Annotated in this window: 12 protein-coding genes; 6 read left to right on the forward strand and 6 right to left on the reverse strand. The window is 77.8% G+C overall.

What is annotated here, in order from left to right; all coding sequences use genetic code 11:
• Positions 1 to 98: 98 nt before the first annotated feature.
• Positions 99 to 1,613, reverse strand: a complete 1,515-nt coding sequence (locus IHE55_RS07090; protein WP_197988250.1) for an RNB domain-containing ribonuclease — start codon at positions 1,611 to 1,613, stop codon at positions 99 to 101.
• Between the two features lie 478 nt (positions 1,614 to 2,091).
• Here IHE55_RS07090 and yaaA point away from each other — a divergent pair, with 478 nt between their 5' ends.
• Complete coding sequence (gene yaaA / locus IHE55_RS07095) at positions 2,092 to 2,889, forward strand: peroxide stress protein YaaA (protein ID WP_197988251.1); 798 nt, start codon at positions 2,092 to 2,094, stop codon at positions 2,887 to 2,889.
• 372 nt (positions 2,890 to 3,261) lie between these two features.
• Here the strand turns inward: yaaA and IHE55_RS07100 are convergent, their stop codons facing one another.
• Positions 3,262 to 5,970, reverse strand: coding sequence for a SpoIIE family protein phosphatase (locus IHE55_RS07100; protein WP_197988252.1), 2,709 nt, complete (start codon positions 5,968 to 5,970; stop codon positions 3,262 to 3,264).
• Between the two features lie 391 nt (positions 5,971 to 6,361).
• Between IHE55_RS07100 and IHE55_RS07105 the strand changes: the two genes are divergently transcribed.
• Complete coding sequence (locus IHE55_RS07105; RefSeq protein ID WP_197991839.1) at positions 6,362 to 7,015, forward strand: bifunctional 4-hydroxy-2-oxoglutarate aldolase/2-dehydro-3-deoxy-phosphogluconate aldolase; 654 nt, start codon at positions 6,362 to 6,364, stop codon at positions 7,013 to 7,015.
• A 604-nt stretch (positions 7,016 to 7,619) separates the two neighbouring features.
• Here the strand turns inward: IHE55_RS07105 and IHE55_RS07110 are convergent.
• Genes IHE55_RS07110 through IHE55_RS07120 form a run of 3 tightly spaced genes read right to left on the reverse strand, consistent with a single transcriptional unit; the run spans position 7,620 to position 10,473 of the window.
• Positions 7,620 to 8,852 (reverse strand): bifunctional RNase H/acid phosphatase, encoded by a 1,233-nt coding sequence (locus IHE55_RS07110; RefSeq protein WP_197988253.1) that lies wholly within the window; start codon positions 8,850 to 8,852, stop codon positions 7,620 to 7,622.
• Positions 8,849 to 9,592, reverse strand: a complete 744-nt coding sequence (locus tag IHE55_RS07115; protein ID WP_197991840.1) for a zinc ribbon domain-containing protein — start codon at positions 9,590 to 9,592, stop codon at positions 8,849 to 8,851. The genes IHE55_RS07110 and IHE55_RS07115 overlap by 4 nt, the downstream gene beginning before the upstream one ends.
• A complete protein-coding gene (locus IHE55_RS07120) occupies positions 9,589 to 10,473 on the reverse strand; it encodes a Nif3-like dinuclear metal center hexameric protein (protein ID WP_197988254.1) in 885 nt (294 codons plus the stop codon). The genes IHE55_RS07115 and IHE55_RS07120 overlap by 4 nt, the downstream gene beginning before the upstream one ends.
• 1,126 nt (positions 10,474 to 11,599) lie before the next feature.
• Here IHE55_RS07120 and IHE55_RS07125 point away from each other — a divergent pair.
• Positions 11,600 to 13,720 (forward strand): hypothetical protein, encoded by a 2,121-nt coding sequence (locus IHE55_RS07125; RefSeq protein ID WP_197988255.1) that lies wholly within the window; start codon positions 11,600 to 11,602, stop codon positions 13,718 to 13,720.
• 440 nt (positions 13,721 to 14,160) lie between these two features.
• Here IHE55_RS07125 and IHE55_RS07130 read toward each other — a convergent pair whose 3' ends face one another.
• Positions 14,161 to 15,027, reverse strand: a complete 867-nt coding sequence (locus IHE55_RS07130) for an SDR family NAD(P)-dependent oxidoreductase (RefSeq protein WP_197988256.1) — start codon at positions 15,025 to 15,027, stop codon at positions 14,161 to 14,163.
• Between the two features lie 543 nt (positions 15,028 to 15,570).
• Between IHE55_RS07130 and IHE55_RS07135 the strand changes: the two genes are divergently transcribed.
• The 3 genes from IHE55_RS07135 to IHE55_RS07145 all read left to right on the forward strand — a co-directional run bounded on the left by IHE55_RS07135 (position 15,571) and on the right by IHE55_RS07145 (position 18,419).
• The gene (locus tag IHE55_RS07135; RefSeq protein WP_197988257.1) at positions 15,571 to 16,212 is read left to right on the forward strand and encodes a class I SAM-dependent methyltransferase; all 642 of its coding nucleotides are present in this window, start codon (positions 15,571 to 15,573) and stop codon (positions 16,210 to 16,212) included.
• A 165-nt stretch (positions 16,213 to 16,377) separates the two neighbouring features.
• Positions 16,378 to 17,310, forward strand: a complete 933-nt coding sequence (locus IHE55_RS07140) for an N-acetylmuramoyl-L-alanine amidase (protein ID WP_197988258.1) — start codon at positions 16,378 to 16,380, stop codon at positions 17,308 to 17,310.
• A 266-nt stretch (positions 17,311 to 17,576) separates the two neighbouring features.
• A complete protein-coding gene (locus tag IHE55_RS07145; protein ID WP_197988259.1) occupies positions 17,577 to 18,419 on the forward strand; it encodes a hypothetical protein in 843 nt (280 codons plus the stop codon).
• Positions 18,420 to 18,767: the final 348 nt, after the last annotated feature.

The raw sequence follows: 18,767 nt of genomic DNA on the forward strand, positions 1-18,767 counted from the left end.
GAAGGTGAAACGTGCCGGAGTGCGGGTGCGGCTCCGCCGGGGGTTGCGGCGCGCCGGAGGGCGACCGGGGCAGACGCCTCGATCGTGGTGCGGCCGGGTCAGGCCGGGGTGAAGCGTGGTGGGGTGCGGCCGGGGCCGGCGGCGGCGAGGCGGACCCGCAGGGGTCCGCCGAGCGGCAGCCCGGAGGCGTGCGGCCCGGCGTCCACCGGGCCGCTGACGGCGGGTTCGCGGAGCTGGACGGTGCCGCGGGTGGGCGTGTCCGGGTGGACCTCCACCACCCAGCCGTCGAACACCTCCCCCACCCGGCCGCGCAGCACCGCCGTCCGGACGAGGTCCGCGGCGCCCCGCTCCGCGGCGTCGGCCCGGGCGGCGCCGCGCGCCATCTCGGCCGGGAGCGCGGGGAGGGCGGCCCGCACCCACTCGGGAGGCTCGGCTCCCTCGGCCGCGGCGAGGCACAGTTCGCCGGTGTACCGGTCCACCAGCCGGCGCAGCGGCGCGGTGCAGTGGGCGTAGTCGTCGGCGAGCGCGGCGTGCCGGACCGCCGCGGGGCCGGGCGGGTCGCCGTCGAACGCGGTGTACCCGGCGCCGCGCAGCAGTCCGGTGCACTCCAGGAGGAACGCCGCGTGGTGCGGCGGGACGGCGGTGCCGGCGGCGGTGGGCACCTCCCCGGCCGGCCCGGCCGGGGCCCGCCGGGCCGGTGACCGGGAGCGGACGACCTCGGCGTACGAGGTGCCGTGCGGCCACTCCACGCCGAGTGCCCGGGCCACCCGGCGGAGCCGGCCCACGGCTCCGTCCGGCGCGGCGGGCCGGGTGCGCAGGATGCCGGTGCCCGCGGCGAGCATCAGGCCGGCGGCGGCCGTGCCGGTCAGCAGCGCGATCTGCGCGTACCAGGTCTCGACCGGGAGCGGCACCCGGTACTCCAGGGCGTACCCGCCGTGGCCGTGCGGAACGATCCGCTGCTCGGGGGCGTCCAGGGAGATCCCGCCGCGCGCCTCCTCCACCTCCTGGCGGAGCAGCCCGATGTCGCGCAGCAGGGTCAGCGGTTCCTCCGCGGCCCCGCTGTCGAGTTCCCGCTGTACGGCGGCGGGCTCCAGCCGGGCGCGGCTGCGCACCACGGCGCGGCGTACGTCGGTGAAGACCAGCTCGCCGAACTCGTCCAGGTCCAGTTGGTGGAGGAGGGCGGGCCGGTCCCGGTCGGGCAGCAGGGCGGCGGCGCCTTCGCCGAGCACGTCCGGGTGGAGCGGTACCCGGCCGTCGGGGAGGTCCACCGTCACGGCACGGCGGTGGGTCTCGGTGTCGAGGGCGCCCCCGGGCACCACGAAGGCGTTCAGGTCGGCGACGGCGAGGTACACCCGGAAGCCGCCGGGCCTGCGCTCCGGGTACACGGCCCGGTCGGGGCCGGGCGCCCCGGGCGGTGCGAGGGTGAACAGCGGCAGGTCGGTGGCGTCCACCCCGTTCGGCAGCGGACGGGGATGGGCCGCCGCCTGTTCCGCCTCGGCCAGCACGGCCGGCGGGAACGCGGCGCTCAGCCCCAGCTCGGCGCGGAGGTCACCGAGGGCGGCGCGGAGTCCGGCGCCGTCCGTGCCGGACAGGTGGAGGGACCGGCGGGGCATGCCACCGAGCCTAGGCGCGCACGGGCCCACCGGCACGGCGAGCGCGGGCGCGGACCCACCGGTACGACGACCGTGGGCACGGACCCGTCGGCACGACGAGCCGGGGGCACGGTCCGGCCGGCACGGCGAGCGGGAGGGCGGACGGGGCGGGCGCCACGCGGCGGCTTCCCGGACGGGCCGCCGCACGGGCGCGGGGCTTCAGGGGAACGTGGCCGCACGGGCGCGGGTGCGGTCGGGCGGGGTGGACATCGTCGATGGGTCGGGGTCGGGGGGCCGCAAGGGGGACGCCGGGGAGGCGGGGCGGGCGCCCGCGGTCGGTCACCGAGGACGAAGACGGAACGGGGACAGGGCGGGCGCGCGGGTGTGGGCCGGGGGCGGGGCGGCCGTCGCGGTTCAGCCCGGCCGGGGGCCGGGGCCGTAGGCTGCCACGGGGCCGTTCGCCGGTGCCCCACCGTCCGACCGTGTCGAGGAGATCGAAGTGCTCGTGCTGTTGCCGCCGTCCGAGGGGAAGGCCGCGGGGGGTTCCGGGGGGCCGCTGGACCTCGGGACGCTGTCGCTGTCCGAGCTGGGCGGGGCGCGCGAGCGGGTGCTGGACGAGCTGGTGACGCTCTGCGCCGGAGACGAGGACAAGGCCGCCGAGGTGCTGGGGCTGAGCGCCGGGCTGCGGGGGGAGATCGCCAAGAACGCGGCGCTGCGTACCGCGGCCACCCGGCCGGCCGGGGAGGTCTACACCGGGGTGCTGTACGACGCGCTGGGTCTGGCGTCGCTGGACCCGGCGGCGCGGCGGCGGGCGGAGCGATCGCTGCTGGTGTTCTCCGGGCTGTGGGGGGCGGTGCGGATCACCGACGCGATCCCCTCGTACCGCTGCTCGATGGGGGTGAAGCTGCCGGGACTCGGCGCGCTCGGCGCCTACTGGCGGGCCCCGCTGGCCGAGGCCCTGCCGCCGGCCGCCGGGGACGGGCTGGTGCTGGACCTGCGGTCGGCGGCGTACGCCACCGCGTGGCGGCCCAAGGGGGCGGTGGCAGGCCGGACCGCGACCGTCCGGGTGCTCCAGTCGAAGATCGTGGACGGGGTGGAGAAGCGGTCGGTGGTCAGCCACTTCAACAAGGCGACCAAGGGCCGGCTGGTACGGGACCTGCTGACGGCCGGCGCCGAGCCGTCCGGCCCCGCCGAGCTGGTGACGGCGCTGAAGGACCTCGGGTACGCGGTGGAGGCGTCGGCACCGGCCAGGTCGGGCGCCCCGTGGTCGCTGGACGTGATCGTCACCGAGCTGTAGGGGGCGGCGCCGCTCGCGCGCCGCCCGCGCCGGCCCGCGCGCCGCCCGCGCCCCTGCCCACGCCGGGGGTGCGCGTCGCTGCCCACGCCGGGGGCACGCGTCGCTGGCTCGGCGGGTGCACGCGCCCGCCCCGCCCCGGGTGCGTACGCCCGCCCCTCGTGCGGGACCGACCCCGGCGTGCTGCGCCCGCGCTTCGCCGCCCCGGTAGCCGCCCTTCCCGCCGGGACAGGGCCCGCGCACGGGGAATGAGCCGCGCGCCGGTGCGCCCGACGGGCGGGAGCGCGGCGACGAGCGGGGGCACGGCCGGCGGGCGGGGCACGCCCGACGGGCAGGAGCGCGGCCGGCAGCGGGGGCACGGCCCGGCGGCGGGCGTCAGTGCGGCGGGACGAGCGGCGGGACGGGACGGAGCGCCAGCATGGCGATGTCGTCGGTGTTGTCGGCGCCCAGCCCGATGAGGAGTTCGTCGCAGAAGATGTCGAGCGGTTCCCGGGCCAGGGCGGCGGCGCGGCGGCGGAGCCGGCCCAGGGCGCGGTCCAGGGATTCGCCGCGCCGCTCGATGAGGCCGTCGGTGTAGAGCAGCACGGTCGAGTGCGCCGGGAGCGTGCAGGAGGCGCGCGGGCGCGGCATGTCGGGGTCCATGCCCAGCAGCAGTCCGGAGCCCTCCTCCAGGTAGCGGACCTCGCCCTCGGCGGTGGTCAGCAGCGGCGGCAGGTGCCCGGCGGAGGAGTAGTGCAGCTCCCAGGGCCCTTCCTCGGGTCCCTTGACCAGGCCGTAGATGCAGGTGGCGGTGGCCTCCCGGTACAGGCTGTGGTTGGCCATGTCGAGCCGGCGCAGGACCACCTCCGGGGGCTCCTGGCGGTCCACCGCGATGCCGCGCAGCATGCTGCGGAGCTGGCTCATGGCGATGGCCGCGTCCAGGTTGTGCCCGGTCACGTCACCGATCACCAGCGCGGTGTTGCCGCTGGGCAGGAGGAAGCTGTCGTACCAGTCGCCGCCGACCTGCGCGGTGGCGGAGGAGGCGGCGTAGCGGGCGGCCAGCGCCAGGGACGGGACGTCCGGCAGCACCGGCAGCAGGGAGCGCTGGAGGCGTTCGGCGATGTTCCGCGTCTCCTGGTGCAGCCGGGCGTTGTCCACGCCCAGGGCGAGCCCGCTGACCAGGTCGTCCACGAGCGACAGATCGCCTTCGGTGAACGGCCGGCCGCGGCCGGTGCGGGCCACGGTGAGCACGCCGAAGACGGCCCGGCGGGCGCGGAGCGGGGCGACGACCGCACTGGTGGTGCCCAGCCGGTTCAGCACATCCAGGTAATGGGCGTCCAGCGGGCTGCTGGCCTGGCTGGGCGGCGGCGCCTCGGTGAGCAGCAGGGGTCCCGCGCCGCGCAGCGCCCGGGCGAGGGGGCCCCGGGCGCTCTCGGTCACCGCGGGGAGCCGGCCCTCGTACGTCTCCGGGGGCGTGTCCCCGGGGTCGCGGTGGACCACGCACACGCGCTCCAGCACGCCGTCCTCGTCCAGCAGGTCCACCGCGCACCAGTCGGCCAGCCGCCGGGTGAGGCTCACGCCGACCTGCCGCAGCCCCTCCTCCAGGTCGGGGGCGTTGCTCAGCGCGGTGCCGATGTCGGCGAGCAGGGCGAGGCGCTGCAGCGCCGGCATCTCCGGTTCCGCGCGGACGGGCGGTGGGGACTCGGGCCTGCCGGTCGCGGGCGGGGGGCCGCCTCCGTCGGTGAGGGGCTGCCCGTCGCCTTCGCCGGTCGGCGGGTAGTGTCCGCCGGGTTCCCGCAGCGCCGCCTGCCGACTGCGGCCGGGGGCGCGCGGGGCGTGGGCGGCCGCCGCCCGGGGGGCGAGCTGGGCGACGAACACGGTCCGGCCGTCGGTGGTCTCCTGGGTCTGGAGGAACAGCCGGACCGGGACCAGCCTTCCGTCGCGGTGCAGTGCGGGAAGCGGCACCGACCGGCCCAGGATGCGCGGGGTGCCGGTGAGCAGCAGCGAGGTGAACGCCGACCGGTGGCGTTTCCGCAGGTGTTCGGGGATGAGCGTGGTGAGCCGCCGCCCGACCAGCTCGTCGGCGTGCCAGCCGAGCAGGTCGGCGGCCGGGCCGTTCACCGCGAGGATCCGGTTCCCGTCGTCGGCGGCGATGGTCGGGACCCGGCTGGCGTGCACGTGGCGGGCGTCCCACGGCACCAGCTCCGAGGGGCCGGCACCCGGCTCCCGGGGGATCACGGTCCACGCGGTGGGGTCATCGCCGGCCGTCTGGGCGAGGATCTGGTCGAACAGCCAGTCGTGGAAGGCGCGGCAGCGCGGCAGGGCGGGCAGCGTGAGCAGGTCCCCCTCCCGGGCCGCCTCCTCCGCCCGGTCGAGCGTCCGGCGCAGGGTGACCACCGCCGGGGCGGCGTCCGCCGGCACCGACAGCGGCAACGAGCGCATGTCCCCGTCGTGGGGCTGCTGCTCCAGTGCGGCCGTCATCCCGGCGTTGAGCACGTCGCTCATGTCGCAGGCGGTGGCGAGGTCCTCGGGCCGTACGCCGAGGGTGTCCCCGGCCCCGGCCGCCAGCGCCAGTTCCCGCAGCAGGGCGTGCCGGTGCTGCTGGGAGGCGCGGTACAGGGCCCCCGGTACGTCGAAGAGCGTCACCGTGTCCCGGCGCGCGTACGGCGGGACGGTGGTGCGCCACCCCGGGGCCGCGCCGGCCGGCGAACCGTCGGAGCCCAGCTGGAACCAGACCGTCTTGTGGTCCTCCCCGGTGTCCACGCCGTAGCGGTGGGCCAGCCGCTCGACCAGGCCCAGGCCCAGGCCGGTACCGGCGTACGGCTGGCAGCCCCACAGCACCACCCCGCGGTCCGGCCGGTGGTCGGTGACCCGTACCCGCACCACGCCGTCCCGGGACCCGGCCGACACCTCGGCCTCGGTGCCCGCGTGCCGCACCACGTTGGTGACGAGTTCGCCGGCGAGCAGCTCCGCGGTGTCGACGGTGTCCGGTGCGACTCCCTCCAGGGCGGCCCGGACGAACCGCCGGGCCTGGGCCACGCTCTTCCGCAACGGGGCGAACCGCCGCGCCGGTCCCCATGCCCCCTGCGGTGTGAGGTCGCCCATACCCACAGTCTGCCTCACCCCGCCCTCACCGGTGCCGAGCTGCGCGGCCGTGTGCCGCACGGCCCCGGCCCGGTGTCACCCGGCCGGGTGACGGCGACCGGAGGAGGGTGACGGCGGCCGGGGCACGGACGGGCCACGGCGGGCGGGAACGCGCCGGCGAGGCGGCGGCGGGCCGGGACGTTTCGGCGAGGTGACGGCGGCGGGGGAAGGTGAACGGCGGCAGGGGGTCGGGGCGGTGGCGGCCGGGGGAGGCCACGGCGTTCGGCGGGGGGCGGGCGGAACGTCGGTGGGCACGGCGGGGCGGAGGCCCGGTGCGACCGGACGCCGGCACCCGAGGGATCGATTGCAACATGTGCAACGCATGTTGCGTGTGGTGATCGGTGCCCGGACGATGGCGGCTGTGTCCCGCCCTGTCACCCCTCCTGCCCCCGCCTCCGTGCTCGACCTCGCCCCCGTGATCCCGGTCGTCGTCCTGGACGACGCGGCCGACGCGGTACCGCTGGCCCGGGCGCTCGTCGCCGGCGGGCTGCCCGCGATCGAGATCACCTTCCGTACCGCCGCCGCCCCCGAGGCGGTACGGGCGATCGCCCGGGAGGTGCCCGGCGCCGTCGTGGGCGCCGGCACCGTCCTCACCCCCGCCCAGGTGAACACGGCGGTCGCCGCCGGCGCCCGGTTCCTGGTGAGTCCCGGGTGGACGGACCGGCTGCTGACGGCGCTGCGCGCGTCGGGGCTGCCGTTCCTCCCCGGGGTCTCGACCGCGTCCGAGGTGATGGCGCTGCTGGAACGGGGGGTGACGGAGATGAAGTTCTTCCCGGCCGAAGCGGCGGGCGGCACCCGCCTTCTCTCCGCGCTCGCGTCCCCGCTGCCCCGGGCCCGGTTCTGTCCGACCGGCGGGATCGGCCCGGCGACGGCGGCGTCGTACCTGGCGCTGCCGAACGTGGGCTGTGTGGGCGGCAGCTGGATGGTGCCGCGCGAGGTGCTCCGCGCCGGGGACTGGGCGACGGTGGAGCGTCTGGCCCGTGAGGCGGCGGCCCTGCGCCGCTGAGCGGTGCCCGCCGTCCGGGCCGGAGGCCACCACGTCCGTCCCGGCCGGTACCGGCTGGGGGGTTCGCGGCCCACTGCCCGGTCGGCCGCGCCCGCTCCCGCCCCACCGGCCGGCCCCTGACCTGCGGCGGTGGCTACCGGGAGCCGCCGCGTGCCCCGTCGGCCGACCGCTGGGCACGGCCGGGGCCGGTACGGGCGTCGATCGGGTACAGGTGGTACCGGCGGCCATCGGCACAGGCGTTACGGCCGGCGATCGGCGCGGGCGGCCATGGGCACAGGCGATGCGCCCGGCGATCGGTACGGCGGTACGGCCGGCGATCGGCGCGGGCGGTCACCCGTCGGCCCGGCGGTCACCGGCCGGCCCGGGCGACACCGGACATCCACGTCCGCACCGGGCGCCCGCCCGGCCACGCCCACCCTCCACACCGGACGCTCACGTCCACACCGGACGCCCGCCCGTCGGCACCGGACGGCGGCGGTTCGGCCGGCACCGGACGGCGGAGTCCGGCCCGGCACCCGCCGGCGACCGCGCCGGAACCGGACGGCACCCGCCGGCGCGTACGGCCCCCGACCGTGCCCGGGGCGCGGGACCGGGAGCCGGCCGCTCACCGCAGGTGGCTGGTGTCGTTGAGCAGCCGCAGGCTCGCGTTGCCGTCCGCGTAGTAGGCGACGGCGGAGAGGGAGGCCGCCGCCAGCTCCATCCGGAACAGCGACTCCGGGGGCGCGCCGAGGGCGAGCCGGACCAGGGTCTTGACCGGGGTGACGTGGGTGACGACGAGCACCGTCTTCCCGGCGTACCGGGCGATGAGCTTGTCGCGGGCGACGCCGACCCGGCGCGCGACGGCGGCGAAGCTCTCGCCGCCGGTGGGCGCGGCCTTCGCCGACTTCAGCCAGGCGTCGAGGTCGGCGGGGTGCCGTTCGCGCACCTCGGCGAAGGTCAGCCCCTCCCAGGCGCCGAAGTCCGTCTCGCGCAGCCCGTCCTCGATGCGCACGTCGAGCCCGAGGCGGGCGGCCACCGTCTCGGCGGTCTCCCGGCAGCGCCGCAGCGGGGAGCTGACGATCGCCTGGATGGTGCCGCGGGCGGCGAGCGCGGTGGCGACCCGCTCGGCCTGGCGGCGCCCGGCGGGCGACAGTTCGGGGTCGGTCCCGCCGCTGCCGGAGAAGCGCTTCTGCGGGGTGAGGGCGGTCTCCCCGTGCCGCAGCAGCACCAGGGTGGCGGGTGCGCCCAGGTCGGCGGGCAGGGCCCAGCCGACCGGCGGGGCGGCCGGCTCGCCGAGCACGTCCCCGGCGGCCTCCGCCTCGTCCGCCGCCCGGGGGGCGGCCCGGTGGGCGCCGGCCGGGGCCACCGCGGGTGCCGTCACCGTGGCCGCGCCGGTGCCCGACGCGGCGGCCGTCACCGCGGGCGTCCGGGGCTGCCACTGGCCGCCCTTGGCGCCGGCGTCCATCGCCTCGTTGGCGAGCCGGTCCGCCTGCTTGTTCCGCGCCCGCGGGATCCACTGGTAGGCGACCTGGCCGGCCGGGAAGACGGTCTTGGCCTCGGCGGCCAGCGGCCGCATGTCCGGGTGCTTGATCTTCCAGCGGCCGGACATCTGCTCCACCACGAGCTTGGAGTCCATCCGCACCCGCACCCGGGCGGTGGGGTCGATGGCGTGCGCGGCGCGCAGCCCGGCGATCAGTCCGCGGTACTCGGCGACGTTGTTGGTGGCGGTGCCGATGTATTCGGCGGCCTCGGCGAGGGTCTCCCCGGTCACCGGGTCCAGGACCACGGCCCCGTACCCGGCGGGCCCCGGGTTGCCCCGGGACCCGCCGTCCGCCTCGACGACCAACTCCCGCATCACAGACCGGATTCGGGCGTGCGGACCAGGATGCGGCGGCAGTTCTCGCAGCGCACCACGGCGTCCGGGGCGGCGGCCCGCAGCTCGTTGATCTCGGTGATGTTCAGCTCCAGCCGGCAGCCCTCGCAGCGGCGCTGGTAGAGCCGGGCCGCGCCCACCCCGCCCTGCTGCTCGCGCAGCTTGTCGTAGAGCTTCAGCAGGTCGGCGGGGACGCTGCCGGCGACGATGCCGCGCTCCTTGGTGACGGTGGCGATCTCGGCGTCGATCTCCGCGGCGGCGGCGTCCCGCCGGGCGGTGGCCTCGTCCGCCTTGGCCTGGACGGCCGAGACGCGCCCGGTCAGCTCGGTCACCCGCTCCTGCGCGGACTCGCGGCGCTCCATCACCTCCAGCACCACGTCCTCCAGGTCGGCCTGGCGCTTGGCGAGCGAGGCGATCTCCCGCTGGAGGTTCTCCAGGTCCTTCGGCGAGCCGACCGCGCCGGAGTCGAGCCGCTTCTGGTCGCGGGCGGCGCGCTGGCGGACCTGGTCCACGTCCTGCTCCGCCTTGGTCTGCTCGCGGGCGGTGTCGCTCTCCTCGGTCTGCGCGGCGACCAGCAGGTCGCGCAGCTGCGTCAGGTCGGCGCTCAGGGCGTCGATCTCCGCGTGCTCGGGCAGGTTCCGGCGCTTGTGCGCGAGCTGCGCGAGCCGCAGGTCGAGGGCCTGGAGGTCGAGAAGGCGGATCTGGTCGGCGGGCGCGGCGTTCAGTTGGGGGCTCCAGATGCGTCGGAGGAAGCGGAAACGGTCGGGTCGGAATCGGGTGCGGACGACGCCACGTGGGCGGCCCAGGGGTCGGTGACGGTGCGGGAGACGTGGGTGCGCAGACCCCACCCGTTCCGGTCGGAGATCGCGTCGAGCTGGGCGGCGGCCTGCTCGGTCCAGGGCCACTCGGTGGCCCAGTGCGCGGCGTCCACCAGCCCCAGCGGGCTGTGCTGGCCGGCCTCGGAGGCCGGGTGGTGGCGCAGGTCGGCGGTGAGGTAGGCGTCCACCCCGGCCGCCCGCACCTGGTCGAAGAGGCTGTCCCCGGAACCGCCGCAGACCGCGACGGTGCGGACGGTGCGCCCCGGGTCGCCGGCGAACCGGATGCCCTGCGCGGTGGCCGGCAGCCGCGCGGCGGCGCGGCGGGCGAGGCCGGCGAGCGTCTCCGGCCTCTCCAGCTCGCAGATCCGGCCGAGACCGCGGCGGCCGGCCGGGTCGGTGGGGTCCGGGACGAGCGGGCCGACCACCCGCAGGTCCAGCGCGCCGGCGAGCGCGTCGGAGACTCCGGGGTCGGCCCGGTCGGCGTTGGTGTGCGCGACGTGCAGCGCGATGTCGTTCTTGATCAGCGTGTGCACCACCCGGCCCTTGAAGGTGCCGGCCGCCACGGTGGTGGTGCCGCGCAGGTACAGCGGGTGGTGGGTGACCAGCAGGTCGGCGCCGAGCCGTACGGCCTCGTCGGCCACCTCCTGCACCGGGTCCACGGCGAACAGGACACGGGAGACCTCGGCCTGCGGGTCCCCGCAGACCGTGCCGACGGCGTCCCACTGCTCCGCCCGCTCGGGGGGCCAGAGAGCGTCGAGCGCGGCGATGACGTCGTTGAGTGCGGGCACGGGTCAGAGGTTACCTCCCACCCGCGCCCGGCCGCCCCCGAGCTTCCCCGCCCCGCCACGGTACGGACCCGCCTCCGGGCCGGCCGCCCCCGGAGGAGTCCCCACGGGCCGGCGGCGGAGGGCCGTCGCGGGGCGCCACGACCGGCGGCGGACAGCCTCCCGGGGGCCGTCCCCGGCCGGGTACGTCCCGGCCGGGGCAAGCCGGTACGTCCGGGACGGGGTCCGTACGTCCCGGCGGATGGTGTGGCGGTGGGGCGCCGGGGCCGGTGGTCCGGTCCGTACGTCCCGGCGGATGGTGTGGCGGTGGGGCGCCGGGGCCGGTGGTCCGGTGGCCGGTACGCCGGGTCGGCGGTGCAGTGGTCCGTGGGCCGGGCCGGCGGCCCGTTGGCCGGTACGCCGGGTCGGCGGTGCGGTGGCCGGTACGCCGGGTCGGCGGTGCGGTGGCCGGTGGGCCGGGGCCGAAGGGTAGGGGGCGCACGCCCCGTACCCGCCGGCCCCGGCGACCGGCGGGCGGCCCACGGCGGCGGACGCGCGGGCCCTGCCGGCGACGAGGCCTCGGGCGGACCGTCCCGCGCGGCGGCGGCTCCCCGTGGGACGGGCCGCGGCGGCCCAGGCGGCTGACCGGGGGCAGACCTCACGGACACGGACCGCGGCTGACCGGCCGGTCCCGCGGCGGACCCGCCGTCCGGCAGGCGGACGAGGACCCGCGACGGGCCGGCCGCACCCGCGCCCCTCGCCGGACGGGAGACCACGGTGACCGCGGGGCGGCGGCTCACGCCGACCGGCGACGGGCCGCGGCGCGACGCCCCCGGCGGGCGGACCGGAAGCGACAGCTCACGGGCCCCGGCTCGCGGCCCCGGCTCACACCGACCGGCCACCGCGCACCGGCCGGACACCTGGCCAACGGCCAACGGTGGGACACGCTCGCAACAACGGGACACCCTCGCCACGGCGGCCCAGGCGTCGCAGCCCCGCCGGCAGGCGACGCGGCCGGCGCCAGCACACCGACGGTGCGCTTCTCCAGCATTTCGGGACATCGCCACCCTTATGCGTGAACACACCCGACTCACGTCGTTCGGCAGGAAGTGCGAAAACTACGTTCTGCTGCCGGAGGTGACGTAACACCATGACGGCCTGTGCCATCGAGCCCGCCACCGAACCCGACCACGACGCCGCACACCCGGCCCGGCCACCGCTCCCGGCGCCCCCGCCGTACCTCGCGTCCCCGGCGCTGACCATCGCCGCCGGCGGTACCTACGCCGCCCGGCTGGCGTGCTGCGCGGTGACCGGCGGCCGGTACCCGGAGCGCTGGACGCTGAGCGGCCCGGAGCCCTACGCGGTGCCGCTGCACGGCACCCAGCCGGAGGAACCGGACACCGAGGTGCTGCCGCTCGCCGACGGGCAGGTGCTGGTCCGCCGCCGGGTGGCCGGGCACCACCGCCTCTCACTGCTCCACCCGGCGGCCCTGGGCACCGTGGAACGCCCGTTGGGCGACATCCACCGGGCCGAGGTGACCCTGCTGCCGCCCGCACCGGCCGGCGCGGTCGCGTTCGCGCTGTCGCCCTCCCCCGGCGGGGCGGCCACCGAACTGTGGCTGGTGTACGGCGACGGCGTCCCCCGGCCGCTCACCGTGGTGCCGGGGCGCTGCACCGGCGGCGTCTGGCTGGACCGGACCGGCGGGCTGCTCGCCCTCGACCGGGAGCTGGACGGGCGGACCAAGACCGTGGCGCTGGACCTGCGGCACGGCGGCGCCCCGATCCCGCTGCTCCAGATCACCGAGGAGAGCGAGGACCGACTGCTGCTGGCCGACCCGGACAGCGGGCTGCTGCTGTTACGGTCCGACGCGCCGGGCACCCCGCGGCTGGGGTGGGGCATGCTGGGCAGCCCGCTCCCGGTGCGCTTCCCGGAGTGCCTGCGGGAGGAGCCCGGCACGGCGCTGGTGCCGTTCGCGGTCCAGCCGGGGCGTCCGCGGTCCCCGGAGGGCTGCGCCGTGGCGTTCCGGACCGCCGGGGAGGGGCCGTGGGCCGGGCCGCGTCCGGACCGCCCCGCGCCGGCCCCGGACCCCGTACCGCCCGGGACGCACCGCGCCCCGGCGTCCGCCGGCCCGCCCGTCGGCGGTGCGGAGCAGGTGGCGCTCTGGCGGCCGGGTGAGCGGCGGCTGCGCCGGATCACCGCCCCGGCGGGCTGGCTGGCCGACGCGGGTTTCTGGACCGCGCGCGGCGAGCTGTGGCTGCCGTACGCCACCCCCGCCGACCCCTGCGGGCTGCGCCGGGTCTGTTCCGGCGCCGCCGGGCCGGAGCGGCACCGGACCGCCCCGGGCACCGCCGCCGCCGGCACGACCGTTCCGGGCGCCACGGCTCCGGGCGCCACGGCTCCGGGCGTCACCGGCACGGCTGCCCCGGGGTCGGTGCCCGCGGGCCGTCCCGCCGCCCCGGCGGAGGGCGGCGGGAAGTCCGGCGAGGGGGTCGGTGCACCCGGCGGCATCCGCCCCGCGCCAGTCACCGCCCCGCGGATCGCTCCTGTCCCCCGCCGCCCCCGGCCCGCACGGCGCCCCCGGTCCGCACCCGGTGTCGAGGGCACCCGAACGCCACCGGGGTACACCCGGCCGCGTCCGCCCGGCAGCCGTTCCCCGCCGCCCCGCACCCGGTCACCGCCGGCTCGCACCCGGCCGCCACCGGACCGGGCGGTCCGGGCGGTCCGGGCGGTCCGGGCGGGAGCGCCGGGCGCCGTTCCGCGCCGCCGCCGGCGGAGGCCGGATCCGCCGGGTTCGGGGCGGCCGGCCGGCGGACCCGGCCGGGGACCGCGGCCCGGCCGGTGCCGCTCCAACAGGCGCCGCTGGCAAGGGAACCGGGCGTGGCGGACTGGTTCGAAGATCCACCGATTGGTTAAACTCCGACAGGGGGGTTTACGCGGCCATATGTTCCGTACACACCACCCCGGGACCGGGGTGGGAACCACCGCGCCGGAGCCGGGGCGGTGTTCCATGGGCATGGAGCTTTCGACGGCACGCGGGGAATGGTCGGGTGTGGCCTCTCCGGCCCAGCACGGCTCGATATCCAACGGGGTGACTTCCCACATGTCCGAAGCCCAGACCGACACCATCGGAGCGCGCCCGCAGCAGCAGACGGCGGCCGTCCAGTTCCCCCCGGGGGCGGGGAAACACCGCGGCGTGCAGGCCGCCGCCGAGGACCCCCAGGCACCGGTCCAGGGCCGCCACCGGCGGCCCGTTCCGGCCCAGGCGTCCTGAGCCCGGCGGGTGGTGCACCGGTCCGGTGCACCACCCGCCGGGAGGGGACTCCCGCGACTCCCGTGCGGCGTGGTGCGGCCTCGTGCCGCGCCACGCCGCACGCCGTCGGGGGCCCGGTCCACCACCGGCGGGTGGCCGGTCCCATCGCGGACGGGTGACCGGTCCCACCACCGAGGGGTGGCCGGTCCGGTCGTCGTGCCGGACCCGGGCCCCTCGCCGTGGCCGGCACGGACCCGCCACCCTCCTCGACCAGCTCCCCTCGCCACGCGCACGCGAGCGCGCCGCCGCGGGTACGCGGTGCCGCCGCCATCCCCGCACCGGTGGCCCGGTGCGCGCCCGGGTACGTCCGCGGGCGCACCGGCCCCGGGCGCGCGGGTCCCGGACGCGCCGTTGCCCGGGCGCACGGTTCCCCGGTGCGCCGTGGTCCGGGCGTGCCGGGCTCAGGTGCGCAGGTACGAGGCGCCGTTGAGATCCAGGACGGTGCCCGAACTCCACTGCGCCCGGGGGGAGGCGAGCCAGAGCACCGCGTCGGCCACCTCGGCGGGCTCGGCGACCCGGCCGAACGGGCTCTGGCCCCGGATGGCCTCGCCCTCCGCGCCGGTCAGCCGGTGGGCGACCCGGTCGGTGTCGATGAAGCCCGGCGCGACCGAGGTGACGGCGATGCCGTACGGGGCCAGGGCGACCGCCAGCGACTGGCCCAGCGCGTGGACCGCGGCCTTGGTCGCCCCGTACGCGGGGTGGTCCGGTTCGCCGCGGAAGGCCCCGCGCGACCCGACGTTGACGATCCGGCCGCCGGTGCCCTGCTCGATCATCCGGCGGGCGGCGAGCTGGCTGAGGTTGGCGGTGGCCAGCAGGTTGACGGACACCTGACGCTGCCACACCGCCGTCCACTCCTCGTACGCGGTGTCCGCGGGAGGGTGTGCGGGCGCGGCGGCCGCGGCGTTGTTGACCAGGACGTCGATGCCGCCGAGCGCCTCCGCGGCGGCCCCGGCCAGCCGTTCGGCCTCGGCCGGGTCGGCCAGGTCGGCGCCGAGCAGCACATGCCCGGTGCCGTCGAGGGAGGCGAGGGTGGCCTCGGCCTCCGCCCGGCGGCTGCCGTAGTGCACCGCCACCCGGTCGCCGTTGGCGGCGAACGCCTGGGCGACGGCCCGGCCCACCCCGCGCGAGGCACCGCTGACCAGCACCCGGCGGCCGGTCGAGGGGAAGCCGGCGGCGTCCGGTGCCGCCTGCGCCCGGGTCGCGTCCGGGGCCGGTGCCGGCGGCGTGGGCCTGTTCGGCGGAGCGGGCTGAACGGGACGGTCGGACATGGCGGTTCCCCCCTTGCACGGCGGTCGGACGGGCCGGCTACCGGGCCACCCTACGACCGCCGCCACCGCGTCCGGAGACCGGCCCGCCGCCGGCCGGGACCGCGCGCCGCCCCCGCCGCGGTGCGGTACGCGTACCGCCGAACGCCCGTCGGACGGGGCCGTGCCTCACCCGGACGCGCCTGAACACGGCCCGGACCGGGCCGTACCGCGGCCCGGCCCCTGCCGTGCCACCTCACCAAACGCGTCACCCCACCGGACCTGCCACCCCCACCGGGCGCTTCACCCCTGCCCCGACGGACCACCGCGTCCGCCGCCACCGGCCCCGGACCCGCGCCCCGCCGCCACCCGGCCCACGGGCCACCCACGCCCACCACCGCCCCTGGCCACCGGGCACCGGAACACCCGGTCCGGGACGGGGCGCCACCGGGGCGCGGGACCCGCTGCCGGGCCGGGCCGGCGGACCGTCCGGACGGGGTGCGGTGCGCCGCCCGCGGACCCGTACGGCAGCATGAGCCGCGGAAGACAAGCCCAGGAGGACGCGATATGGCCCCCGACCCCGCGACGCTCGCCGCATTCGAGGCGGCGAAGGGTTTCATGCCCGCCGACGAGGGACTGGCCCTGTACGAGGCGGCCGTGACGGCCGGCGCGCTCGGTCTGCCGCTGCTGGAGGTGGGGACCTACTGCGGGCGCTCCACCATCCTGCTCGCCGACGCGGCGCGCGCGGCCGGGACGGTGGCGGTCACCGTGGACCACCACCGGGGCTCGGAGGAGCAGCAGCCCGGCTGGGAGTACCACGACCCGTCGCTGGTGGATCCCGAGGTGGGGCTGATGGACACCCTCCCGTCCTTCCGCCGCACCCTGCACGCCGCCGGGCTGGAGGAGTACGTCATCGCGGTGGTGGGCCGGTCGCCGCAGGTGGCCGCGGTGTGGCAGGGCCCGCTGGGCCTGGTGTTCATCGACGGCGGGCACACCGACGAGCACGCGAACGGCGATTACGAGGGCTGGGCGCCGAAGGTCGCGCCGGGCGGCCTGCTCGTCATCCACGACGTGTTCCCGGACCCGGCGGACGGCGGGCAGGCCCCCTACCGGGTGTACCGCCGCGCCCTGGAGTCCGGGGAGTTCGGCGAGGTCTCGGTGACCCGCTCGCTGCGGGTGCTGCGGCGGACGGCGGACAGCGCGGTCTGACGGTCCGCCGGTGTGCGGCGGCCGGGCGCGCGCCGGTGCCGCCGCACACCGGGCGGCACACCGGGCGGCACATCGGGGGGTGCCGGGCGGCGTGGCGGTGCCGTTCCGCCGTTCCGGGCGCGGCGCCCGCACCGTCGTTCGAAACGTGCGACTACCATCGCCCGGGTGTCGAACGGCAGCTTTCCCCCCACCTTCCGCCGCCCGTCCGGACTGCTCCTGGCGGTCGCCGTCCTGCTGGTCGCCGGCGCGGCCGGCTGGCTGGCGTGGTCCGCGTTCGCCGGGGACGGCTCCGGTGAGCGCGGCGGCCGGGCGCCGCACGCGTCCGGTGAACCGGCCGGCGGGCCGGGCGGGGAGTCGCCGGACGCCTCGCCGGACCCTGCCGGTGACCGGCCCGGCGCGGACCCGTCCGGCGACGCCGGCGACCGGTCGCTCCGGGGGAAGGTCGTGGTCATCGACCCCGGCCACAACCCGCACAACGGCGAACACGCGGCGAAGATCGCGAGAACTGTTGACGTCGGTACGCACAAGAAGGAGTGCGACACCGTGGGCGCGGCCACCGCGTCGGGGTACAGCGAGGCGGAGTACACGCTCGACGTCGCCCGCCGGGTGCGCAGGCTGCTGGAGGACCGCGGCGCCGAGGTGCGGCTGACCCAGGACGGCGACCGGCCGTACGGGCCGTGCGTGGACGAGCGTGCCGAGATCGGCAACCGGGCGCACGCGGACGCGGTGGTCTCGGTGCACGCCGACGGCTCGGGCACCGGCAACCGCGGGTTCCACGTCATCGCGCCGGCCCGGGTGCGTGCCGGCAAGGCGGACACCTCGGCCATCACCGGACCGTCCCGTACACTCGCCGACCGGCTGATCGACCGGTTCGGCAGGGCCACCGGCGCCGCGCCCGCCAACTACCTCGGGGGCGGCAGCGGGTTGACCGTCCGCGACGACCTGGGCGGCCTCAACCTGTCGGCGGTTCCCAAGGTGTTCATCGAATGTGGCAACATGCGCGACTCCGAGGACGCGGCGCTGCTCACCGACGCCCGGTGGCGGGAGCGGGCGGCGCGCGGAATCGCGGACGGGGTCACGGACTTCCTGCGGGACTGACCGGGGCGTCCGGCCACGGCCGGGCCGGGGTCCGGTCGGAAGTCCGGCCGGGGTCCGGCCCGGGGTGCGACCGGGTCCGGTGGGACCTTCGGCGCCCGGTCGTCCGTTGTGCGAAACGGCAGCGTAACGGGGAGATACCGACCGGACGACCCGGGGGACCCGCTGCCGGGTTCCCCCGTACGATGGGTGCCCACCCCCGCGCCTTCGCCCCACGCGGCCGGCGACTGCGACACGAAGTAACGACAAGACCGACAAAGGGACAGACGTTGAATATCCGCTCTCTCACTAGAGGCGATGGCGTGGTGATCGGAGCAGCGGTCTTGCTGTTGATCGCCTCGTTCCTGGAGTTCTACTCCTACGACTGCAACGGCGCCCTCGCTTGCCCGGACGCTCCCAACGGCTGGGACTCCGACATCTTCCCGGTGCTGCCGTCCATCTTCCTGGCCGGTCTGATCGCCACCGGCCTGATCCTGGCCGCCCGCTTCCAGCCCGCCGGGCGGAACGTGTGCGGCCTCACGCTGGAGCAGTGGGGCGGCGCGCTCGCCGCCACCTCGGCGTGGGCGGCGCTGTGGACGATCATCGGCGGTCCGGAGGGCCTGGACGCGGGCATCGGCCAGATCCTCGGCCTGATCGCCGCGCTCGCGCTGGCGGCCGGTGCGCTGCTGACCCCGCGCGTCCCCGCGCTGAAGGCCCCGCTCGTCGGCGGTGCGCCGACGCCGGCGGCTCCCGCGTACGGTGGCCCCGCCGCCGCACCGCAGCAGCAGGGTTACGGCTACCCCAACCCGAACCAGGGCGGGCAGCCGGGCGCCCCGTCGCCGTACGGCCAGCAGCAGCCGTTCGGCCAGGCCGGTGGCCAGCCGGCCGCCGGTGCCGCCGCCGGGCAGCCCGCCCCGGCCGCCGGCGGTTCCGCGGACTTCGCGCCGTTCTGGTTCGCGGTCCCGGTGACCCGTCCGCTGTACGCGGAGGACGGCTCCTCCACCACCATCGCGGAGCTGGCTCCCGGCACCTGGTACCTCGCCGTGGAGCAGCGCGGTCAGGCGCTCGTCGCCCAGACGCAGGACGGCCGTCGTGGTGTGCTCCAGGACACCAGCGGTATCCAGCGCGGCTGAGTCTCCCGCCCGGCCCCGCCCGGGTCACCCTGCCAGCGGCCCCAGTCCGACATGGACGGGGGCCGCCGCCGTTTCCGCGACCGGGAGAGCGCCACCGGTCCCGTCGCCGCGGAACCACCGTCGTCGCGTCGCCGCGGGACCGCCACCGTCGCGTCGCCGCAGGACCGGCCGGCCGCGACGGCCGGCCCGCCGTCCCGTCACCACGGGACCGGCCGTGGTCGTCGCCGCGGGGGCGCCGCGGTTGCCGTGACCGGGCGGCCTGACGTCCGTCCGGCCTCGGGGCGGAACGCCGTTGTCCCCCTCGGCGGGCCGGTGTTGCCCCTCTCGGGGTGGGCCGTTGCTCCGGGC

The sequence above is a fragment of the Streptomyces pactum genome, from assembly GCF_016031615.1.
Classification (GTDB): domain Bacteria; phylum Actinomycetota; class Actinomycetes; order Streptomycetales; family Streptomycetaceae; genus Streptomyces; species Streptomyces pactus.

Coding starts and splice junctions, on each gene's coding strand:
- IHE55_RS07130 (WP_197988256.1), bottom strand. CDS start 15,027: ATGTCCGACCGTCCCGTTCAGCCCGCTCCGCCGAACAGGCCCACGCCG.
- IHE55_RS07100 (WP_197988252.1), bottom strand. CDS start 5,970: ATGGGCGACCTCACACCGCAGGGGGCATGGGGACCGGCGCGGCGGTTC.
- IHE55_RS07090 (WP_197988250.1), bottom strand. CDS start 1,613: ATGCCCCGCCGGTCCCTCCACCTGTCCGGCACGGACGGCGCCGGACTC.
- IHE55_RS07125 (WP_197988255.1), top strand. CDS start 11,600: ATGACGGCCTGTGCCATCGAGCCCGCCACCGAACCCGACCACGACGCC.
- IHE55_RS07105 (WP_197991839.1), top strand. CDS start 6,362: ATGGCGGCTGTGTCCCGCCCTGTCACCCCTCCTGCCCCCGCCTCCGTG.
- IHE55_RS07135 (WP_197988257.1), top strand. CDS start 15,571: ATGGCCCCCGACCCCGCGACGCTCGCCGCATTCGAGGCGGCGAAGGGT.